Origin of the sequence: Paenibacillus sp. B-A-8 (assembly GCF_048572915.1) — a bacterium.
In the GTDB taxonomy this organism is placed as follows: Bacteria; Bacillota; Bacilli; order Paenibacillales; family Paenibacillaceae; genus Paenibacillus_AQ.
The window spans coordinates 1,069,047-1,086,356 of sequence record NZ_CP183882.1 but is presented as its reverse complement, the minus strand read 5'-3'; the positions used below and the strand labels follow the sequence as shown (position 1 = coordinate 1,086,356).

Sequence of the window (17,310 nt, the reverse complement as noted above, 5' to 3'; positions counted from 1 at the left end):
GCACCTGTCGCCTTGATGATCAAATGCATAAACTTCACCTCTCCTTAATTAACAATTATTGAAATTCTGATTTACCAGCTCCACTGCCCCGTTTCCCCCCAGACCTCTATCAGTGCTGATCGGAACAAGACATCTAGCGCTTCATCCATAACACCCACGCTCTGTTCAAAAGCAGAAGCAACCGCCTCATAATGAACAATTCGTTCCTCCAAGTACATGTTGATTACATCCAAGCGCGGCTCCAGATTTAGTTCCTCACCTGACATTTTGCGAGATAACAGGTTCTGTACGGTTTCCTGTAATTCAGAACCATGCGGAATCAGATCCTGTACAAGGAAGTTAAAATCGAGTGGTGGCACTTCGTTATATTTTTCAATCCAAGCGCATGCTAAGAGTGGTCTTAATACGTAAAAATATTTCTTGATTTTAACCTCACTGCCTTGCAGATAATCCCGGTAATTTCCCCGCGCCATGTTCAAATAGTGGTAAATGCATGATTTTGGTGAAAAGCTTTGTGGTGAGAGCGCACGGATCTTTTCGGCTACAGCGTATTTCTCTTCATAGCGGATAGGAGACTCTAACCATTCCAACAGAGGCGGATTAGATTTACGAAATAGATTAAGCCCCTTCTTCAAGTCCCAACCGTTAATATCAAGCATCTCATTGATCGGCCGCTCTATTACATCTCTGTGCTCAAAAATGGATAAATACACCTCAGGTCTCCGTATGTATAGGAATCTAACATCATAATCACTATCCTTGGATGGAAACCCCCAGGCCCGGCTACCCGATTCACATGCATACAGAATGCGAACATTTTCTTCAGATTCGATAGTCCGAAGCTGCTGAATGACCGATTGATGAATCCCCTTCATCTTAATTCCTCCCTTTTAACTTCTGAATATGCAAAAAAGACCACGGACTCCATCGTCCATGGTCGGGCTTCAACCTGATTACAGTTATATTTACCGAGTAATAATGAAATGTTATTTATCCGGAAATGAATACACTGGTTCTGAGGTTGACCTGTAAGCCAAGGTGAGAGATGGACGAACATATGAAAAAAAATTATACGAAAACGAAAGCTGATTATTCTTATTCTCATTCATCTGTCCTTACCCCCTGATCATTTTGTATACACTCAGTTCCATTTATTACCTAACATATCTCCAAAAGCATAATCTAACTATCCAGTTTCTGTCAACCAGTAGTCTTTTCTCTGTAGTCTTCTACTTACCACTATCCCTTACCTTATTTCAGTAATGCCTTCAATTCAGGCGTCATATCGGACGCTTTTAACATAACGAAATCACTATAACCCTCTTTATACAGCAGCTTCACAATATAGTTGCCATTCTCAACTCCATAATTGAAACGATGATCTAAAATATCCGTTAATAGCGTCTTATCCTTCGTAACAACTGTACGATTCTTTTCACGTGCAAGCACTACTCTTTGTTCAGGACTGGTAGGATTCTTAGGTGTTTGCTTATCCATAAAGTCATCTTTTATTATCTCTGCCGATTGTATATCTTCAGCGGTTGTCCGGATTTTATCCGCATATCCTTTATCAATCATCCATTTCTCTAACTCATGAAAAGATGACTTCCACGGATAATAATAACCATAACTTGAAGTTGGCTGATTACTTTCCTCTTTTACCTTTACCTCAGTTTGGATATTAGCCACATCAGGTTTTCTGTCCTTGTCTATCTGCACTTCGTAGGACATATTCAAAATTTCACGTTTAATAATCGCCTTTAGCTCTGAAATTTGTAAAGGATCAGAGACCGCCACCTTCTTATTCCTGTTGGTAATCCACATATAATCTAGATCTCTATCTAACAGAGTTAAATTATACTTTTCTTCCTTGAAGTCCTCGGTCTCCTTAATCGTCTTAAGTTCTGCTTCGAATCCCTTGTTAGGAATCCAGTATTCCCTCACTAGCTTGTCACCGTTCTCCAATTGATAGGCCAGAGTAAAATATTCATAAACGTATTGTTGTGAATTAAGCTCTGGGCGTACTGCAACTACCGCTTGATGAAGTTTACGGACAGCTTCTATATAATCTTTATTATTGGAAAATGGGTCCTGTCCCATATAGGGTGTAGTGTACAAATCATCCGTTGGGGTATACATCCGATAGTTAGATCCCATATAAACACCGCTAATCTTATCACTAGAAGGCACTCTAGCTTCATACCCGGTAACACTTGATACTGGGATATACACAAGCAGCCCTAACATTACTGCATAAACTGCAAACTCGGCTACCACTTTACGCGTCATAATCTGCCAAGTTTTCCGAATAATCATTTCTGCAGCAATATAACCAATAATGGCTCCAATGGCATATCCACTAATCACCCAGCCCATTTGCTGTTGCTTCATTTGCGCAAAATAATTACCGGAAATAAGCATGGCACATAACATAACCCCTGCTTTAAACAGCGGGTTGAAATATCCAAAAGCGATAGCCTGACCAGCTTTTTCCGTATTACGTTTACGGTATAAAAGATAGGATAGTCCAATAAACAAAAGTGACAATACACCATAAACCCATAATTCTGTATTGGTGAATGGTTTGCCGGTATAATAATATACAATATGAACAAATGGAGACCACATCTGCAAACTAGAATCACGTAAGTTTACATTTGCATTCGCATAACCATAAAGATACATGGCTAAATGACTATTGATTAATGAGATCAGTACAGCAGGTAGAATAAGCAAAATATAAATGATAATTCCCTGAAGAATAGATTGACCTGTGCATATTCCCACAAAAACACTAAAGCAGAAGAGAAACAAAGTCAGAATACTAACTGTGATACACCATTGCCAAATATCTGCGCCCTGAAAAATATAAAAATTACCACTCCATGACTTAACAACCGCAACCACCCCAGCAGTTAACCAAACCGGTAGCAACAGTAAGGTAAGTCCACTTGTCAGATGAGCTGTAAATAAATGCTCTCTGCGTAAAGGCAAGCTATGCCAAAGATCTGAGGGTGATTTCGCCTGAAGGTATCTAAATAAGAATAGTCCAGCCGCAACAGGGACCGTAATAATGAACAATGCTTGCACACTACCAGCTATTCGAAATAAATGATCAATTTCCTGCGGCTTTGCATTCGGATTATTGCTCATGAAGAGCTGCAATGGAAGTGCGAACAATAAGCCAAGTGCATATATAATCCCTATCCAGCCGTGCTGGCGGAAGTTTTGACGAAAAACACTGCTATTAAAGTAGTAACGGCTGCGCGTCATATCCGACATCCCCCATTTCATAAATAAAGATCTCTTCTAACGTCAATGGAAGCAAATCGAATACGTATGGCTCGTATACCTGAAAAGCCGCTTTGATCCGTTCACGGTCCCCTTTTACAATGAATAGGTTCACACTTCCCCGGCGCTCTTGATGCAGAATTTGCAGCTTCGCTGCTAACGGAATTTCATGCCGTTCATCTCGGAATGCCACTTGAATCTTATGTGTATCCGCCTTAAGATCATCGAGATCCTTCTCAATCAGCATTTTCCCGCCGTGCATAATTCCGACATGATCGCACAGGTCCTCAATCTCACGAAGGTTATGCGAGGATATGATTACTGTCAGCTCACGTTCAGCTACCTCCTGAAACAGCAGATTTTTGATCTGACGCCGCATGACTGGATCTAACCCGTCAATCGGTTCATCCATAATAAGCACATCCGGCATACAACTTAAACATAACCAGAATGACGCTTGCCGCTGCATTCCTTTGGAGAAACGACTAAGCTTACGCTTCTTATCGAGCTGAAATACAGTTCCCAAATCTTCAAAACGCTTCTGATTCCAACTCGGATAGATCGAGCGATAGAAGGCTGCCATTTGCAGCATTGTAGATTGCGGGAAAAAGTACGGAGAATCCGGCATAAAAATAACCCGTTGCTTAGACTTCGGGTGTTCGAACACCACTTCACCATCCACCTTCACAGTCCCTTTATCTGGAGAGTAAATGCCCGCCAAGGTCTTCAGCAGCGTAGTTTTACCCGCGCCATTAGACCCGAGCAGCCCATATATGGTTCCTTTATGTACTGTTAAAGAGATATCGTCGACTGCCTTCTCGCCTTGAAATAACTTGCTGACTCCTCGAATCTCAATCATCGCTCTTCCCTCCTTCTCTCTGCTTCCCCACTTGTTCGTACAATGAACTAATCTCAGCTGCGGTGAATCCAAGGTATACCGCTTCCGCCATCAGTCTGAGGAGCGCATCTCGGACTTCAGCTTTTTTGGCCTCATTTTGTTCTTTTTTCATTGGGGCTACAAAACTGCCTTTCCCCTGCAATGAATAGATATACCCTTCACGCTCCAATTCACGATAAGCCTTCTGAATCGTATTGGGATTCACGGTTAGCTGTTGGGATAATGTCCTTACCGAGGGCAGTTGTTCATCAGTCTGCAAAATACCATGTAAAATCATCTCCTTGACCTTGTCGGTCAGCTGCTCATAAATCGGCTTGCGACTGCGAACATCCAATTCGAACATAATCTTCCTCCTCCCACTATCTTACAATAAACCCATTATGACGTGTATTAACTGTACTACTATTATTAATACAGTTTGTTCTTTATGTCAACGCAAAAAATCCCAGCAGTTATATAGCCACTGCGGGGATTTTTTCTCATAAATAGACAATTTATCAGCTGAGGTATTCACACCCTCGATTCTTGGCTCAGAAAAACCCGGGTTCGCTCCTGCTGCGGATTGTCAAAAATCTGCTCCGGTGTTCCAGACTCCGTTATCTCACCGTTATCCATGAATATCACACGATCCGCTACGTCACGAGCAAAGTTCATCTCATGAGTGACAACAATCATCGTCATCTTCTCCTCAGCAAGCTGACGGATAACACGTAGCACCTCGCCTGTAAGCTCGGGATCAAGCGCGGAGGTGGGTTCATCAAATAATAAAATATCCGGATTCAACATTAACGCTCTCGCAATGGCAACCCTCTGCTTCTGTCCACCGGAGAGATTAGCAGGATACACATCCGCTTTTTCAACAAGACCTACCTTAGAGAGCAAGTCCTTGCTTCTAGCCGTAATCTTCTTCACGCTCTCCCGCTTCAGCATCCTTGGAGCTAGCTCTAGGTTGCCCCGCACCGTTAGGTGTGGAAATAAGTTAAAGTGCTGAAACACCATTCCCATGGACGCCGTGATCTCACGAATATTTGCTCCACTAGCGTATTTCCCATTCTCAACGAGCGGCTTGCCTTGGATCGAGATGCTTCCGCCTGTAACTTCCTCTAGATGTACTAAACTACGTAGCATCGTACTCTTACCTGAACCCGAAGGCCCGATAACAGCAATAGCTTCACCCGCCTCGATATTGAAACTAACCTTCTTCAATACATCCAAATTGCCGAAGGATTTCTGTAAATCCCTTACTTCTATCATGCTACTCATATTCGGACAGTCCTTCTACTCAAATTTAAAACGTTTCTCCAGTGCTTTGAAGAATAAAGTAAGCACTAGCGTCATCAGTAAGTAAATCACGCCCGCTACTACAAAGGGAGTTACTGTAAAGTCTCGATTTACTGCTGTTTTGGCATAGTTCAGTAGCTCAGGTACAGCAACGGCATACAGTAGTGCCGTATCTTTTACTAATGAAATTGATTCGTTGGCCACAGCTGGCAAAGCTACTCTGAACATTTGTGCCAGAATTACCTTACGCAGCGTTTGCCATTTACTCAGTCCTAGCACCTTAGCTGCTTCATGCTGCCCTTTATCAATGGAGAGCATGCCCCCACGGAAGATCTCTGCAAAATATGCTCCATAGTTAAGAATAAATCCAAGACTCGCAGCAACGAAGCGATCCATAACCAGATACTGACCAATCACCGGAATCTGTGGTAAGCCAAAGCAAAAAAATAACAATTGCAGTAAAAGAGGGGTTCCCCGCATGACATAAATATAAGTATGTGCAATCCATGCCAAGGGTTTGATCACACTCTTCGCCATCAAAGTGACTAGGAACCCGAGCGGAATCGACACTAAAATAACAATAAGGAACAATAAAACAGTTGTACGCGCGCCTTCTAACATCGGCCCGGAAATTTGTATAATATAATCCATTTTCATTTCTCCAATAAACTCTGTATATTGACCTTCTATTTCAATACCTTATTTTCACCAAACCACTTTGTGGAGATCTTCTCAGCCGTTCCATCGTTGTTCATTTCATCCAAAGCCTTTTGAAGTTCTTCTAGCAGGGCTTCATTGCCTTTCTTTATTCCAATACCGTACTGCTCAGGAGCAAGCGATTCATCTAGCAGCTTAAAGGTATTCGGCTCTTTTGACATATAATATCTAGCTACAACTTCATCAATCACAACACCGTCCAGACGCTTAGTCTTCAAGTCAGTGAGCGCTAGGACGTTATCCGGAAATTCCGACAGATTAGCAATTTGGTCTTTAATCGGATTAGCATTTAAAGCATCGGAAGCGGAGGATAGACTTTGAAGCCCTACCTCTTTACCAGCCAAATCCTCAAGCTTTGAAATAGAGGAATCCGCTAATACGACTACTACCTGACTATTCTCAAGATAAGGCTTCGTGAATAATACCTTTTCCTTGCGTTCATCTGTGATGGTATAGCCATTCCAAATCATATCAATACGACCACTATTCAGTTCTGACTCCTTAGCGGACCAGTCAATAGGCTGAAAAGTAATTTCTTTACCCATTTTTTCAGCTGCAGCTCTGGCGTAGTCGATATCAAACCCAACAATTTCATTGTTCTCATCTCTAAAGCCCATCGGAGCGAACTTATCATCAATCCCGATCACCAGCTTTCCATCCTTACTCCCAGAAGATGAGCAGCCTGATAAAGCTCCAATTACCATGATCATAAATAAGATTAGCAATGCATTTTTCTTCATCTCTTTTATCCCCCATCGTTGACACAACTGCGTGTGCTTTAGTTCGCTAATACGTTATCAGAGTATCATGATAACACGACAGATTAACTACGTCGATAGATTAGAGAAGCCTACATGTGTCAAATCTACAAAGATTCAGACAACAAAAAGAGACGACAGATTAGATCTGTCGCCTCAATGATAGGAATCATTTGATCTTAGTATCCAGAATTAACGTTTATCATTCCAGAAGTTGTTAGGTTCCATATCCGAAGTAATAATATGAAACGCATAGCCTTCTTTCTTCAGTGTCTCTAGGATGCGTGGAAGAACTTTAAGTGTAGCCTTTTGATCATGCATTAGAACCACTGGGCTGCTCTTCTTCAGATTATGAACCTCTCTCATAACCGTATTATAGATGGAGTTACTATCATTCTTAAATCTCCAATCCTCAGAGTCAACGTTCCAATCCCACAGATGATATCCTTGTGTTAGTATCTTATCTCTATAAGATTTGGTTAAATAAGGTTTACTACCATAAGGTGTGCGAATCAATGTTGTACTTTGACCCGTAATCTTCTTCAGAATGGCATTATCGTCATTCATTTCTTTTAACGCAGAAGCAGGAGAAGCATAAAATTTATCTTTCACATGTGTCATACCGTGTAAACCAGGTGCATGTCCTTCCTTCACTAATCGTTTCACTTGAGACGCATGTGCGTTCATGTTATTTCCTAGCATGAAGAACGTAGCTTTCGCATCATACTTAGCTAAGATATCAAGTAGTTGAGAGGTTGTAGCGGATGGGCCATCATCAAAGCTAAGATAAACAACTTTACCGTTCGTGCCTGTAGTTACATTTTGTTGCAAAGCTTTTTTATGTTGATTCACAAATGCAGCGTCGTCTAATTTAGCCCCGGAATTATGAACTCTTAATAAAGATTGAGCTGGTTTAAACGAAATTGAGAATCCAAGATAAGTTGTCATTTTCACCGGAACCATAGTTCTTCCATTTTTAATAAATGTATTCAGGGCGATTGTCTTTCCATTAGGAAGAAGAGCTGTTGCGTGATCATTCAGCAGTTTAATAGATCCATTATTTCCCTTAACATTAATGCCATCGCCCTGAGCGATTAGATGAAGATTCAGTTCCACAGACAAATCACGTAACGGAACAAAATATGTATCTTTTATCGACACTGCATCAATGTCAGTTAATTTATCATTTACACCTAATTTCAGGGATCCTGCACCAGCAGCATCTACTGAATCTATTTCTCGTACCAAACCAGTACATACGAACAATACTATAAATAATAGCCACACTTTCTTTTTAAACATCTCAAAAAATCTCCCATCTCGTATATTTATCTATAACATTACCATAGATTAATAGAAAGAAATTTGAGAGATTGTAACTTAATACATAATAATTTGTTACCCTTTTTGACACTCACAGATATTTCGACATTTTTCGCAAATGACGTATTCTAACTAATTCCTAACACACCAACAAAAAATGGTTAAATTCCAGTCCTTTTGCGCAAAATAGATGTGTCCAAATTAGCAACTTTAGTAAATTATTGAACAAAGTTTGAACGGATTTAAATAACCAGCAAACGCCGTGGCTACAGTGATCTTTATCATATCATTAGGAACTTGTAACAAATTGATCACACATATTTAACTTGATCGCCATTTTTAAGGACTATTGTGGCTAAAATGGCAAAATAAGTCTTTTGCTTTCTTTCTCATTAATTCTTACTATATATGAAGGTAATGATGAGGGTTAATTAATAGAAGTATTGAAGGAAGGAGCTTAAGCATGAAGAAAAAGGGACCGTTATACGCTTTATTTCTCAGCCTAATTTTACTCTTGCCAGGATGCAGTTCAATCGCTGTTCTGAATCCGAAGGGGCCGGCTGCGAGAACTCTGTCTGACACGATCATCCTCTCCATTGTTGTGATGCTCGGTGTTCTAGCAGTTGTCTACATCTTATATGTCTTCGTACTATTGAAATACCGCGCTAAGAAAAGTAACGAAGATTATATTCCTCCTCACGAGGAAGGAAACAAATGGCTGGAGGCCATCTGGATTACGATTCCGATTATTATCGTGGCATTCCTCTCCGTGGTCACTGTCAAAACGACAGTAGATGTAGAAAACGTTGCAGCGGATTATAAAGATCAGAAACCGCTTGTAATCTATGCTTCCTCCTCCAACTGGAAATGGCACTTCAGCTATCCAGAGGAAGGTATTGAAACTGTAAACTACGTGAACATTCCAGTTCACCGTGCTGTCGAGTTCAGATTGTACTCTTTCGGTACGATCTCAAGTCTCTGGATCCCACAATTGGGAGGACAGAAATATGCGATGAGTGACATGCTTACAACACTGCATCTTTCAGCAGATACTGTAGGTTCTTATACCGGAAGAAATGCGAACTTTAATGGTAAGGGTTTTGCCCACATGGAGTTTGAAGCCCTTGCGATGACTGATAAGGACTATCAGGAATGGGTAAAAGACGTTAAAGAAACAGCAGGTCCATTGACCGAAGATGAATTCAAAAATCTTTTGAAAATGGAATATGTCGGACGTAAAACGTACACCAATACTCACTTATCCTTTAGCCCTCCTCCGGGAGATCATGGCGACCATATGAGTAATAATGGCACCGAAATGGATATGGATAATGGAACGACGGAACACCAGGATAATAAAGAAATTCACCCGACTCCTGCACCATCTAGCGAGACGGAATTCAACAGTGAACCTAATCCAGAACTGGATGAACAAAGCACTACACATGACGGACATTAGTCAATGTTAATTGAGCAACTTGAAAGGAGCGATTCCTAATGGATTGGGATAAATTTAAGGTCCACGGCGAACCCCTGATTTACGGGGCAATGGCAAGTATTGTTCTGGCTACAATCGGGATTATCGTCGGCCTAACCTATTTTAAAAAATGGGGATATTTATGGCGCGAATGGTTAACTACTGTTGACCACAAACGTATCGGGGTTATGTATATCCTCGCTGCGCTACTAATGCTTTTCCGCGGCGGCGTTGACGCTATTATGATGAAGCTACAAACCGCAGCCCCAGACATGAAATTTCTTGACGCACAGCATTACAACGAGGTATTTACAACACACGGCTTGATCATGATCCTCTTTATGGCCATGCCGTTTATTATCGGTCTGATGAACGTTATCGTACCGCTACAAATCGGTGCCAGAGACGTTGCCTTCCCACGTCTTAACGCCGTCAGCTTCTGGCTCTTCTTCTTCGGAGCAATGCTGCTTAACATCTCTTTTGTTATCGGGGGATCACCAGATGCTGGTTGGTCTGCGTACTTCCCGCTGGCAAGTATAGAGTTCAGTCCAACGGTGGGTAACAACTACTACTCGCTCGCGCTGCAAATATCAGGTATCGGTACACTCATCACAGGCGTTAACTTTATTGTAACGATTCTGAAGATGCGTGCTCCTGGCATGAAGCTGATGAAAATGCCAATGTTTACATGGTCCGTACTAATCACGAACGTAATTATCGTATTCGCATTCCCAGTGCTTACGGTAGCGCTCGCTTTGATGATGTTCGACCGGTTATTCGGCTCTCAATTCTTCACGATGGCCAACGGCGGTATGGATATGTTATGGGCCAACCTTTTCTGGGTATGGGGACATCCAGAAGTATATATCGTTGTACTACCTGCCTTCGGTATTTATAGTGAAATTATCGCCACCTTCTCCAAAAAGAACCTGTATGGATATACATCCATGGTCTTTAGTATGTTGATCATCTCCCTCTTGTCCTTCTTAGTATGGGCTCACCATTTCTATACAATGGGTCAAGGCGCTATGGTTAACAGCTTCTTCTCGATTACTACCATGGCCATTGCTGTTCCAACAGGTGTGAAAATATTTAACTGGCTATTCACCTTACGAAAAGGGCGAATATCATTTACGACGCCGATGCTATATTCGCTCGCCTTTATCCCGATCTTTACGATCGGTGGGGTAACAGGTGTCATGCTGGCCATGGCCAGCGCCGATTATCAGTACCATAATACAATGTTCCTAGTAGCGCATTTCCACTACGTTCTCATTCCAGGTGCTGTATTCGCCGTAATCGCAGGTTTCCACTACTGGTTCCCTAAAGTATTCGGCTTCCGTCTAAACGAACGTCTTGGTAAACATGCCTTCTGGTGGATTATTATTTCCTTTAACGTATCGTTCTTCCCACTGTTCCTTCTCGGACTTAAGGGAATGACACGTCGACAATACACTTATTCTGCGGATACCGGATTTGGTCCGCTCAGTATGGTCTCGTTCATAGGGGCGATAGGTCTTACAGTCGGATTTGTAATTCTGGTGTATAACATCTACTGGAGTACACGTTATGAACCAAGAGATACAAATGGAGATCCATGGGATGCACGTACACTGGAGTGGGCAACGAAAAGTCCGATTCCAGCTTACAACTTCGCAGTGGTTCCAACCGTAAAAACACGCGATGCCTACTGGTTCTCTAAACAAGATAAAGTACCTCTATACGAAGACAAGATTACTAAGATTCATATGCCAAGCAATACAGGAAAACCATTTATTCTGGGTGTTATCTTCTTCGTTGCAGGATTCTCTCTGGTATTCAGTCTCTGGATTCCAGCCATTATCTCCGGAGTTGGTATCCTCATCGTTCTAGCTGCTATGTCCTTTGATCGGGATCACGGATTCTACATCCCAGCAGAAGAAGTTATTGCTACTGAAAAGAAATTGCGGGGTGAGACAGTATGAAAATAGATGCGTCTAAGCCGCTTGAGTACTCAACAGAGGAGAATAGTAATAAAATCTTTGGCTTCTGGGTCTTTCTAGGAGCAGAGATTGCACTGTTCGCTACGTTGTTCACTGTTTACTTTGTAATGGTAGACCGCTTCGCTAGCGGCCCTAGCGGGCCGGACCTCTTTGAAATTGGTCCAGTGATGATCGAAACATTGCTGCTCTTGACAAGCTCGTTTACAATCGGTCTTGCAGTACATGCCATGCGGCATGGCTACCAAAAAGCCATGATGGTCTTCTTCGGACTAACCCTGTTAATGGGTCTCGGCTTCCTTGGTATTGAAATCACGGAGTTTGTCACTTATGTTCACGAAGGGGCTACACTTCAAACCAGTGGTTTCCTATCCAGTCTCTTTGTACTGCTGGGAACACACGGAGCTCACGTATCGTTCGGGTTCCTGTGGGGTGCGGCTATTCTAATCCAGTTGAAGCGTCAAGGTATTAATCCGGCTACGGCCAATAAATCCTTTATCTTCTCGCTGTACTGGCATTTCTTGGACGTTGTCTGGATCTTTATTTTCAGCTTCGTCTATCTGAAAGGACTGATGTAGCATGATGAAGCAACTGTTTCCAATTCGCCATGTGATGGGTTTCTTAGCCTCTCTTGTCCTTTCTGTGGCTGCACTTGCCGTAATCTATCTGGATCTATCCAATACTGCAAACATGGCTATCCTGCTTGTTACAGCCCTCATTCAGGCTTCCCTGCAGCTCTTCCTGTTCATGCATATTGGAGAATCAGCGGATACCAAGAAAGAACTTTATATCAATATCGCCTATGCCTTATTCGTTGGCTTAGTTACGATCTTTGGTACGCTCTTCATCTTCGTATGGGGCTGGTATGCTTAATTCCATTCATTAACACACAAAAGGACGTCTCCAAAGCCTAAATGGCTCTGGGACGTCCTTTTTTTTTCATTTCGCGTTATAATCTAAATCGTGCTAAAGTCTTCTGCAGATCTTCCGCCAGCACCGCTAAATACTGAGCTGATGCGGACATTTCCTCCATAGCAGACAGTTGCTGCTGACTAGCTGCACTGGTGTCCTGAACACCCACTGCCCCTCTATTGGATATAGCATTGACCTGTTCCATTGCTGCCGCTACACCTTGTGACTCTAAAGAGACATGCGCAACCGCCTCTCTAATCTCTTCCGTCTGCAGCGTAGCCTCTTTAATGGAACTTTGAATCTCATGAAACGCTTGAGATACGAACTGACTTTGAACTACGCCGTTAGAGACTAGTTCAGAGCCTGAAGCCATTGATTCTACTGCTTTTTCAGTTTGCTTTTGAATATGCGTAATAATATCTGTTACTTTCAGTGAACTGTTTCGCGTCGCTTCTGCAAGCCCCCGAATTTCTCCAGCAACTACAGCAAAGCCACGTCCATGTTCTCCAGCTCTCGCTGCCTCGATAGAAGCATTAAGCGCCAGCAAGTTTGTCTGTGTTGCAATTCCGTTAATCGTAGTAATTATTGTATTTATATCCTGAGACAGCTCCCCAAGGTTACTAATAATCTCTTGGCTCTGAGTTACGCTGGAGTCGATTTCCTTCATCTGTTCAATAATGTTATCTACGGCGATTACCCCTCGATCTGTTGAACCAGAAGCAACTCCCATAAGGTCGGACATTTCAAAACTGCTACTTTCTACGGCCGAAATATTATTAGTCATAGCTTGTATAGACTGAGAGGTACGATTAATGCTTTCCGTCTGTTCATCAAAGCCCGCTGCAATCTCACCTGAAGATTCGGCGATCATTTGCGAAGCCAGCGAGGTCTGCTCAGCACTAGCGCTCATCTCTTGCGATGAGGCTGATAACAACTCTGCACTCTCCGCGATACCTTGCATCATCTTTCGTAAGCTCTCCAGCATATTGTTAAATGAGCTATTAATTTGGCCGATTTCATCCTTAGCGGTATACGTTGCTATGACGGTTAAATCTCCATTTTCCGCCCGCTTCATTAAACCTTGCAGTTCCTTGAGAGGTTTCGTAATCAGTCGAATGATTGCTACACTAAGCACGATACAAATAATCCAAGAGAACGATATCAATACTATACTTTTAGTCCTCATTCTTTCAGCGGAAGCAGTGGACTCTAAGTTATATTCTCCAGCTCCCTTTAGCAACGAATCGCTTATTCCTTTAAGCATATTGATCATTTTCTCACGAGAAATACTAAAATCCCCCGTGAATACTTGAAAGGCCTCTTGTCTACCTTTGCTATCGGCAATCTGAATAATACTGTCCCTTTGTGCACGATAGTCTGTTAGGGAGGACTCATATTCCTTTATTTTGCTCAAAATGGCACTATCATTGTACTGGACGGTCTTCAGCTTGTTCAATAGATCATTATTTTCCTGAACTTTTCCCTTAATGCTCTCTAACAAGTCTTTGTTCTTGTTTGCATCAACGCTAATCAAACGCTCCAAAAGAAAGGCTTCAATGGCCCGATTATTTGTACGCATTTGCCCCACGTAAGAAATTGGCAACAAGTTTTCATTGTACGTCTCTTTTGTTTTTTGGGTCATTTTGTCCATGGTGGTAAAGCCAGTTACCCCCACGATGTTCAACATGACTACTGAAAATACTAAAAGAATTCCAATCTTGAACTTCACTTTCATATTCTTCATCTACATTCCGCCTTCACATAATCTAACTCACTATCTATTTTTATCGGTTAAAGAAGTGAATTGTTTGATGATTTTAAATAAAATTATGAATGAAATTGTCGAAAAAAAGTGTCTGTTGTCAAATATTGCAACGAACAAAAATAAAAACGGACACTCGATCCGCTAATACTCCGAATCGCAGTGCCCGTCTTACGAATAATCAAACGTACTTATTCACCCGATGAATAGTACCAATATACCGTATCACCGTTCTCTAAAATGTAGCTGTCTGCACTTATACTTGGATCAGCATCTCTATTCGTCTTGTACTTCCATCCACTGCTAGGTCCGCCATCAAATTCGGCCAAACCATCTATAGATTTCACGTATTTACTACCAGCGTTTCCGGATGATACTACCTTATCCCCTAATTGACTGATCAGTAAGCTATAAGCTGTCTCACCTTCTTTTAGAGCTACTGTAGTATTGTTAAGGATCGTTCCCTTCTTGCTATCCCCAATGACTGACAGGGTGGCCGTAGCTTTAGCAGGAGTAACAACACCTGAAGTCATGTTTAGTGACTGAGTATAACGCGCCACACTAGGCACACTATCTTTAGCATATCCGGTAACAATGATCGTATAGGTATTCGCTGGTAGACCTTGGTCAAATGCAGCTACACCCTTAGCATTTGTGATCGCCTTCTGATCACCGATCAAGACCTGCACGCCAGCGGCTGGAGAAATCACTGGATCGGAAGTAAAGGTATCCTTATTCCACACCCATTTTTTCTGAGAAACTGTTACTGTGAAAGCTTCACCCGGCTTCGGCTGTGCGGGAGATACAACAGCAGTATCAACAACCTGTGTGGTTTCTCCGGCATAATAGACAAGAACACGGTCGGATTCCTGTAATTCAAAGCTGTCCATGCCCACACTAGGATAGATCCATTCTCCGCTGCGCCATACAACGAAGCTCCACCAACCGTCATAAAGACCTTGCGTAATGCCATGAATGCCAGATACAAAATTACCATACGACGATTTCGTGATATCTACTTTAAAATCCTTAGACGCCGCCAATTGCTGCAGTGCTTCAAGCGCATTGGAAGCCTTTAAAGTCCCCTCACCGATCAGGCCTTGCGGACCTTCAACGGTAAGTGAAGCCGTTACATTCTTTGGAATCACCTTTAGATCTTGAGTATATTTAGCAATCGATGGTGCTTTTCCTTCACGATAGCCTGTTACAGTCAGCTTGTAGTCACCTGCTGGAACATTCCCTGAGAATAACGCTTCACCTTTTGCGTTCGTTGTTACGATGCGATTTCCAATTTGGACCTGAACGCCAGAAGCTTTGGCGATTACCGGAGAGGACGTATTCGTTACAGCGTCCCATTTCCATGTCTTACTAGTCACTATTACAGTAAAAGAATCGCCCTCTTTGAGGCTTGGCTTGGACACCGTTACCGAATCAACAAGTTTAGTATCATCTCCGGCATAATAGACCAGAACCTGATCTGAATCTTTAAGCACAAAATCGTTCATTCCAACATCTGGATTAATCCATTGACCATTACGGGATACAACATACATCCAACCATCGTAACCGCCATAGGTTCCAGCCAGAATATTTCCAATTCCAGTGACATAAGCACCGGAAGGATTCGTGATTGGCAATTTCGTCTGAAGAGCCAGCTTTTCTAGTGCACCTAATACGTTGCCAGCATATCCATATCCCTGTGCTAAAGTACTCTCAGGACCCTCTACAGTAATCGGTGCATAGATAAGTGCATTCTGAACGGATGACTTAGAAAAATCGTACAGTTTACTGTTGCTGCCTTTATGGAGTAGATTGTAAGCTACAAGCGCCTGAAGGCCCTGTTCTGTAGCCAGAATATTGCTGCTTCCGCCACGGCTATGAGCGAAGCTGCCGTCAGCGAGACGGTAGCTCAGTAGATTACCGATCAAACTCACTTTATTCTTGGTATATTCTAACCCACTTGGATCTACACCAAAGGATGTGAGACCTAGAATAGCTTGTGCTGCACTTTCAGCACTATCTCCGTAACCTCCATGGCTATCCTGAGCTTTGGATAACCAAGATACGGCTTGTAGTCCTGCTGTGTAAGCTTCCGGATTACTCTTATGTGCCGATAGAGCGGTCAAAGCTATTGCTGTCATATCGGGCTCACTGGCGCCTGTAGTTAAGGCAAAGCCACCGTCTTGATTTTGCTTGGAAAGAATCTCAGCAAGAAGCTTATCCGTTGTCCATTTAGCATCTTTAGGAATATTATATTTCCCTGAGTCCAGTGCGAGCAAAGCATAAACCGGATTATTAAGCGTCTGTCCACTGATTTTGTCATGATTATAGATCTTCTCTATTAAGTTATAGCCAGGACTTGTTCCGCTTCCAGCAAAGCTGGTAGGATCGGCTCCTATTGCTCTTACTGCGAGTACGATTCTCGCGTAATCCGTTACGCTCGCGAAATTCCCCTCTGCATCTTTCACCTTTTTCTCAAGAGCTGCTCGATAACTTACTGGCAGCTTGTATCCCGCTTGAGCCAGTCCAATCGCTTGCCAATCCGACTGCACGCCACCCTTTAAAATAAATTCCGCAGCCGTATAGGTCGCATCCGCAACATTAATCCGTTCTACATTAGCAGCAGAATCGCCAGATGCTTCCTGCCCGGAGCTAACGCCCGCCTCCGCAAAGATGGTTCCTGCCGGAGCAAGAGATGTTCCAAGAATCGATATGACCATGAATACGGCCAGTCCAAGTACAAAAAACCTGGAGGAGAATATTTTCTTCATTGTTCAGCCTCTTTCTTTAAAGGAATGGATACTACACAAAATAAGAGCGCACAACATAAAGACCGCCCCTATGAAGGGCGGCCCGGGAAGATAACAAATCGAGGCTGGGGCGCGTGAACCTCTACGACCACACAGTCTATC

14 protein-coding genes are annotated in these 17,310 nt (G+C 42.6%); 4 read left to right on the top strand and 10 right to left on the bottom strand.

What is annotated here, in order from left to right; translation table 11 throughout:
* Positions 1 to 71: 71 nt before the first annotated feature.
* From ACN6MV_RS04830 to ACN6MV_RS04795, 8 genes are all read right to left on the bottom strand, one after another.
* Positions 72 to 875 (bottom strand): nucleotidyltransferase domain-containing protein, encoded by an 804-nt coding sequence (locus ACN6MV_RS04830; RefSeq protein ID WP_419885823.1) that lies wholly within the window; start codon positions 873 to 875, stop codon positions 72 to 74.
* A gap of 376 nt (positions 876 to 1,251) precedes the next feature.
* Complete coding sequence (locus ACN6MV_RS04825; protein ID WP_419885822.1) at positions 1,252 to 3,273, bottom strand: hypothetical protein; 2,022 nt, start codon at positions 3,271 to 3,273, stop codon at positions 1,252 to 1,254.
* Positions 3,248 to 4,150 carry an ABC transporter ATP-binding protein gene (locus ACN6MV_RS04820; protein WP_419885821.1) on the bottom strand — a complete coding sequence of 301 codons (903 nt, stop codon included), beginning with the start codon at positions 4,148 to 4,150 and terminating at the stop codon, positions 3,248 to 3,250. The genes ACN6MV_RS04825 and ACN6MV_RS04820 overlap by 26 nt, the downstream gene beginning before the upstream one ends.
* Positions 4,143 to 4,532: a GntR family transcriptional regulator gene (locus tag ACN6MV_RS04815; protein WP_076119847.1), complete on the bottom strand. Its 390-nt coding sequence runs from the start codon at positions 4,530 to 4,532 to the stop codon at positions 4,143 to 4,145. Before ACN6MV_RS04815 ends, ACN6MV_RS04820 begins: the two co-directional genes overlap by 8 nt.
* 167 nt (positions 4,533 to 4,699) lie before the next feature.
* Positions 4,700 to 5,452, bottom strand: coding sequence for an amino acid ABC transporter ATP-binding protein (locus ACN6MV_RS04810; RefSeq protein WP_419885820.1), 753 nt, complete (start codon positions 5,450 to 5,452; stop codon positions 4,700 to 4,702).
* Positions 5,453 to 5,467: 15 nt separating this feature from the next.
* Complete coding sequence (locus ACN6MV_RS04805; protein WP_042124383.1) at positions 5,468 to 6,127, bottom strand: amino acid ABC transporter permease; 660 nt, start codon at positions 6,125 to 6,127, stop codon at positions 5,468 to 5,470.
* Between the two features lie 29 nt (positions 6,128 to 6,156).
* A complete protein-coding gene (locus ACN6MV_RS04800; RefSeq protein ID WP_042124381.1) occupies positions 6,157 to 6,927 on the bottom strand; it encodes an amino acid ABC transporter substrate-binding protein in 771 nt (256 codons plus the stop codon).
* Positions 6,928 to 7,137: 210 nt separating this feature from the next.
* The gene (locus tag ACN6MV_RS04795) at positions 7,138 to 8,247 is read right to left on the bottom strand and encodes a polysaccharide deacetylase (protein WP_042124380.1); all 1,110 of its coding nucleotides are present in this window, start codon (positions 8,245 to 8,247) and stop codon (positions 7,138 to 7,140) included.
* Between the two features lie 484 nt (positions 8,248 to 8,731).
* Here ACN6MV_RS04795 and qoxA point away from each other — a divergent pair, with 484 nt between their 5' ends.
* From qoxA to qoxD, 4 genes are read left to right on the top strand one after another with little or no spacing between them, the layout of a single operon-like run.
* Positions 8,732 to 9,727, top strand: a complete 996-nt coding sequence (qoxA, locus tag ACN6MV_RS04790; protein ID WP_042124378.1) for a cytochrome aa3 quinol oxidase subunit II — start codon at positions 8,732 to 8,734, stop codon at positions 9,725 to 9,727.
* Between the two features lie 38 nt (positions 9,728 to 9,765).
* Positions 9,766 to 11,709, top strand: coding sequence for a cytochrome aa3 quinol oxidase subunit I (gene qoxB, locus ACN6MV_RS04785; RefSeq protein ID WP_042124376.1), 1,944 nt, complete (start codon positions 9,766 to 9,768; stop codon positions 11,707 to 11,709).
* Positions 11,706 to 12,302 carry a cytochrome aa3 quinol oxidase subunit III gene (gene qoxC, locus ACN6MV_RS04780; protein ID WP_042124373.1) on the top strand — a complete coding sequence of 199 codons (597 nt, stop codon included), beginning with the start codon at positions 11,706 to 11,708 and terminating at the stop codon, positions 12,300 to 12,302. The genes qoxB and qoxC overlap by 4 nt, the downstream gene beginning before the upstream one ends.
* 4 nt (positions 12,303 to 12,306) lie before the next feature.
* Positions 12,307 to 12,597, top strand: coding sequence for a cytochrome aa3 quinol oxidase subunit IV (gene qoxD / locus ACN6MV_RS04775; protein ID WP_036680878.1), 291 nt, complete (start codon positions 12,307 to 12,309; stop codon positions 12,595 to 12,597).
* A 76-nt stretch (positions 12,598 to 12,673) separates the two neighbouring features.
* On the opposite strand, the gene ACN6MV_RS04770 is transcribed toward qoxD, so the two are convergent.
* Complete coding sequence (locus ACN6MV_RS04770; protein WP_375104872.1) at positions 12,674 to 14,380, bottom strand: methyl-accepting chemotaxis protein; 1,707 nt, start codon at positions 14,378 to 14,380, stop codon at positions 12,674 to 12,676.
* 209 nt (positions 14,381 to 14,589) lie between these two features.
* On the bottom strand, positions 14,590 to 17,169 hold the full coding sequence (locus ACN6MV_RS04765) for a DUF4430 domain-containing protein (protein WP_419885819.1): 2,580 nt from the start codon (positions 17,167 to 17,169) through the stop codon (positions 14,590 to 14,592).
* Positions 17,170 to 17,310: the final 141 nt, after the last annotated feature.

Excerpts from the sequence above, each read along its gene's own strand:
- qoxC (WP_042124373.1), top strand. The coding sequence starts at position 11,706 with ATGAAAATAGATGCGTCTAAGCCGCTTGAGTACTCAACAGAGGAGAAT.
- qoxD (WP_036680878.1), top strand. The coding sequence starts at position 12,307 with ATGAAGCAACTGTTTCCAATTCGCCATGTGATGGGTTTCTTAGCCTCT.
- ACN6MV_RS04810 (WP_419885820.1), bottom strand. The coding sequence starts at position 5,452 with ATGAGTAGCATGATAGAAGTAAGGGATTTACAGAAATCCTTCGGCAAT.
- qoxA (WP_042124378.1), top strand. The coding sequence starts at position 8,732 with ATGAAGAAAAAGGGACCGTTATACGCTTTATTTCTCAGCCTAATTTTA.
- ACN6MV_RS04805 (WP_042124383.1), bottom strand. The coding sequence starts at position 6,127 with ATGAAAATGGATTATATTATACAAATTTCCGGGCCGATGTTAGAAGGC.
- ACN6MV_RS04825 (WP_419885822.1), bottom strand. The coding sequence starts at position 3,273 with ATGACGCGCAGCCGTTACTACTTTAATAGCAGTGTTTTTCGTCAAAAC.
- ACN6MV_RS04770 (WP_375104872.1), bottom strand. The coding sequence starts at position 14,380 with ATGAAGAATATGAAAGTGAAGTTCAAGATTGGAATTCTTTTAGTATTT.
- ACN6MV_RS04765 (WP_419885819.1), bottom strand. The coding sequence starts at position 17,169 with ATGAAGAAAATATTCTCCTCCAGGTTTTTTGTACTTGGACTGGCCGTA.
- ACN6MV_RS04795 (WP_042124380.1), bottom strand. The coding sequence starts at position 8,247 with ATGTTTAAAAAGAAAGTGTGGCTATTATTTATAGTATTGTTCGTATGT.
- ACN6MV_RS04800 (WP_042124381.1), bottom strand. The coding sequence starts at position 6,927 with ATGAAGAAAAATGCATTGCTAATCTTATTTATGATCATGGTAATTGGA.
- ACN6MV_RS04820 (WP_419885821.1), bottom strand. The coding sequence starts at position 4,150 with ATGATTGAGATTCGAGGAGTCAGCAAGTTATTTCAAGGCGAGAAGGCA.
- ACN6MV_RS04815 (WP_076119847.1), bottom strand. The coding sequence starts at position 4,532 with ATGTTCGAATTGGATGTTCGCAGTCGCAAGCCGATTTATGAGCAGCTG.
- ACN6MV_RS04830 (WP_419885823.1), bottom strand. The coding sequence starts at position 875 with ATGAAGGGGATTCATCAATCGGTCATTCAGCAGCTTCGGACTATCGAA.
- qoxB (WP_042124376.1), top strand. The coding sequence starts at position 9,766 with ATGGATTGGGATAAATTTAAGGTCCACGGCGAACCCCTGATTTACGGG.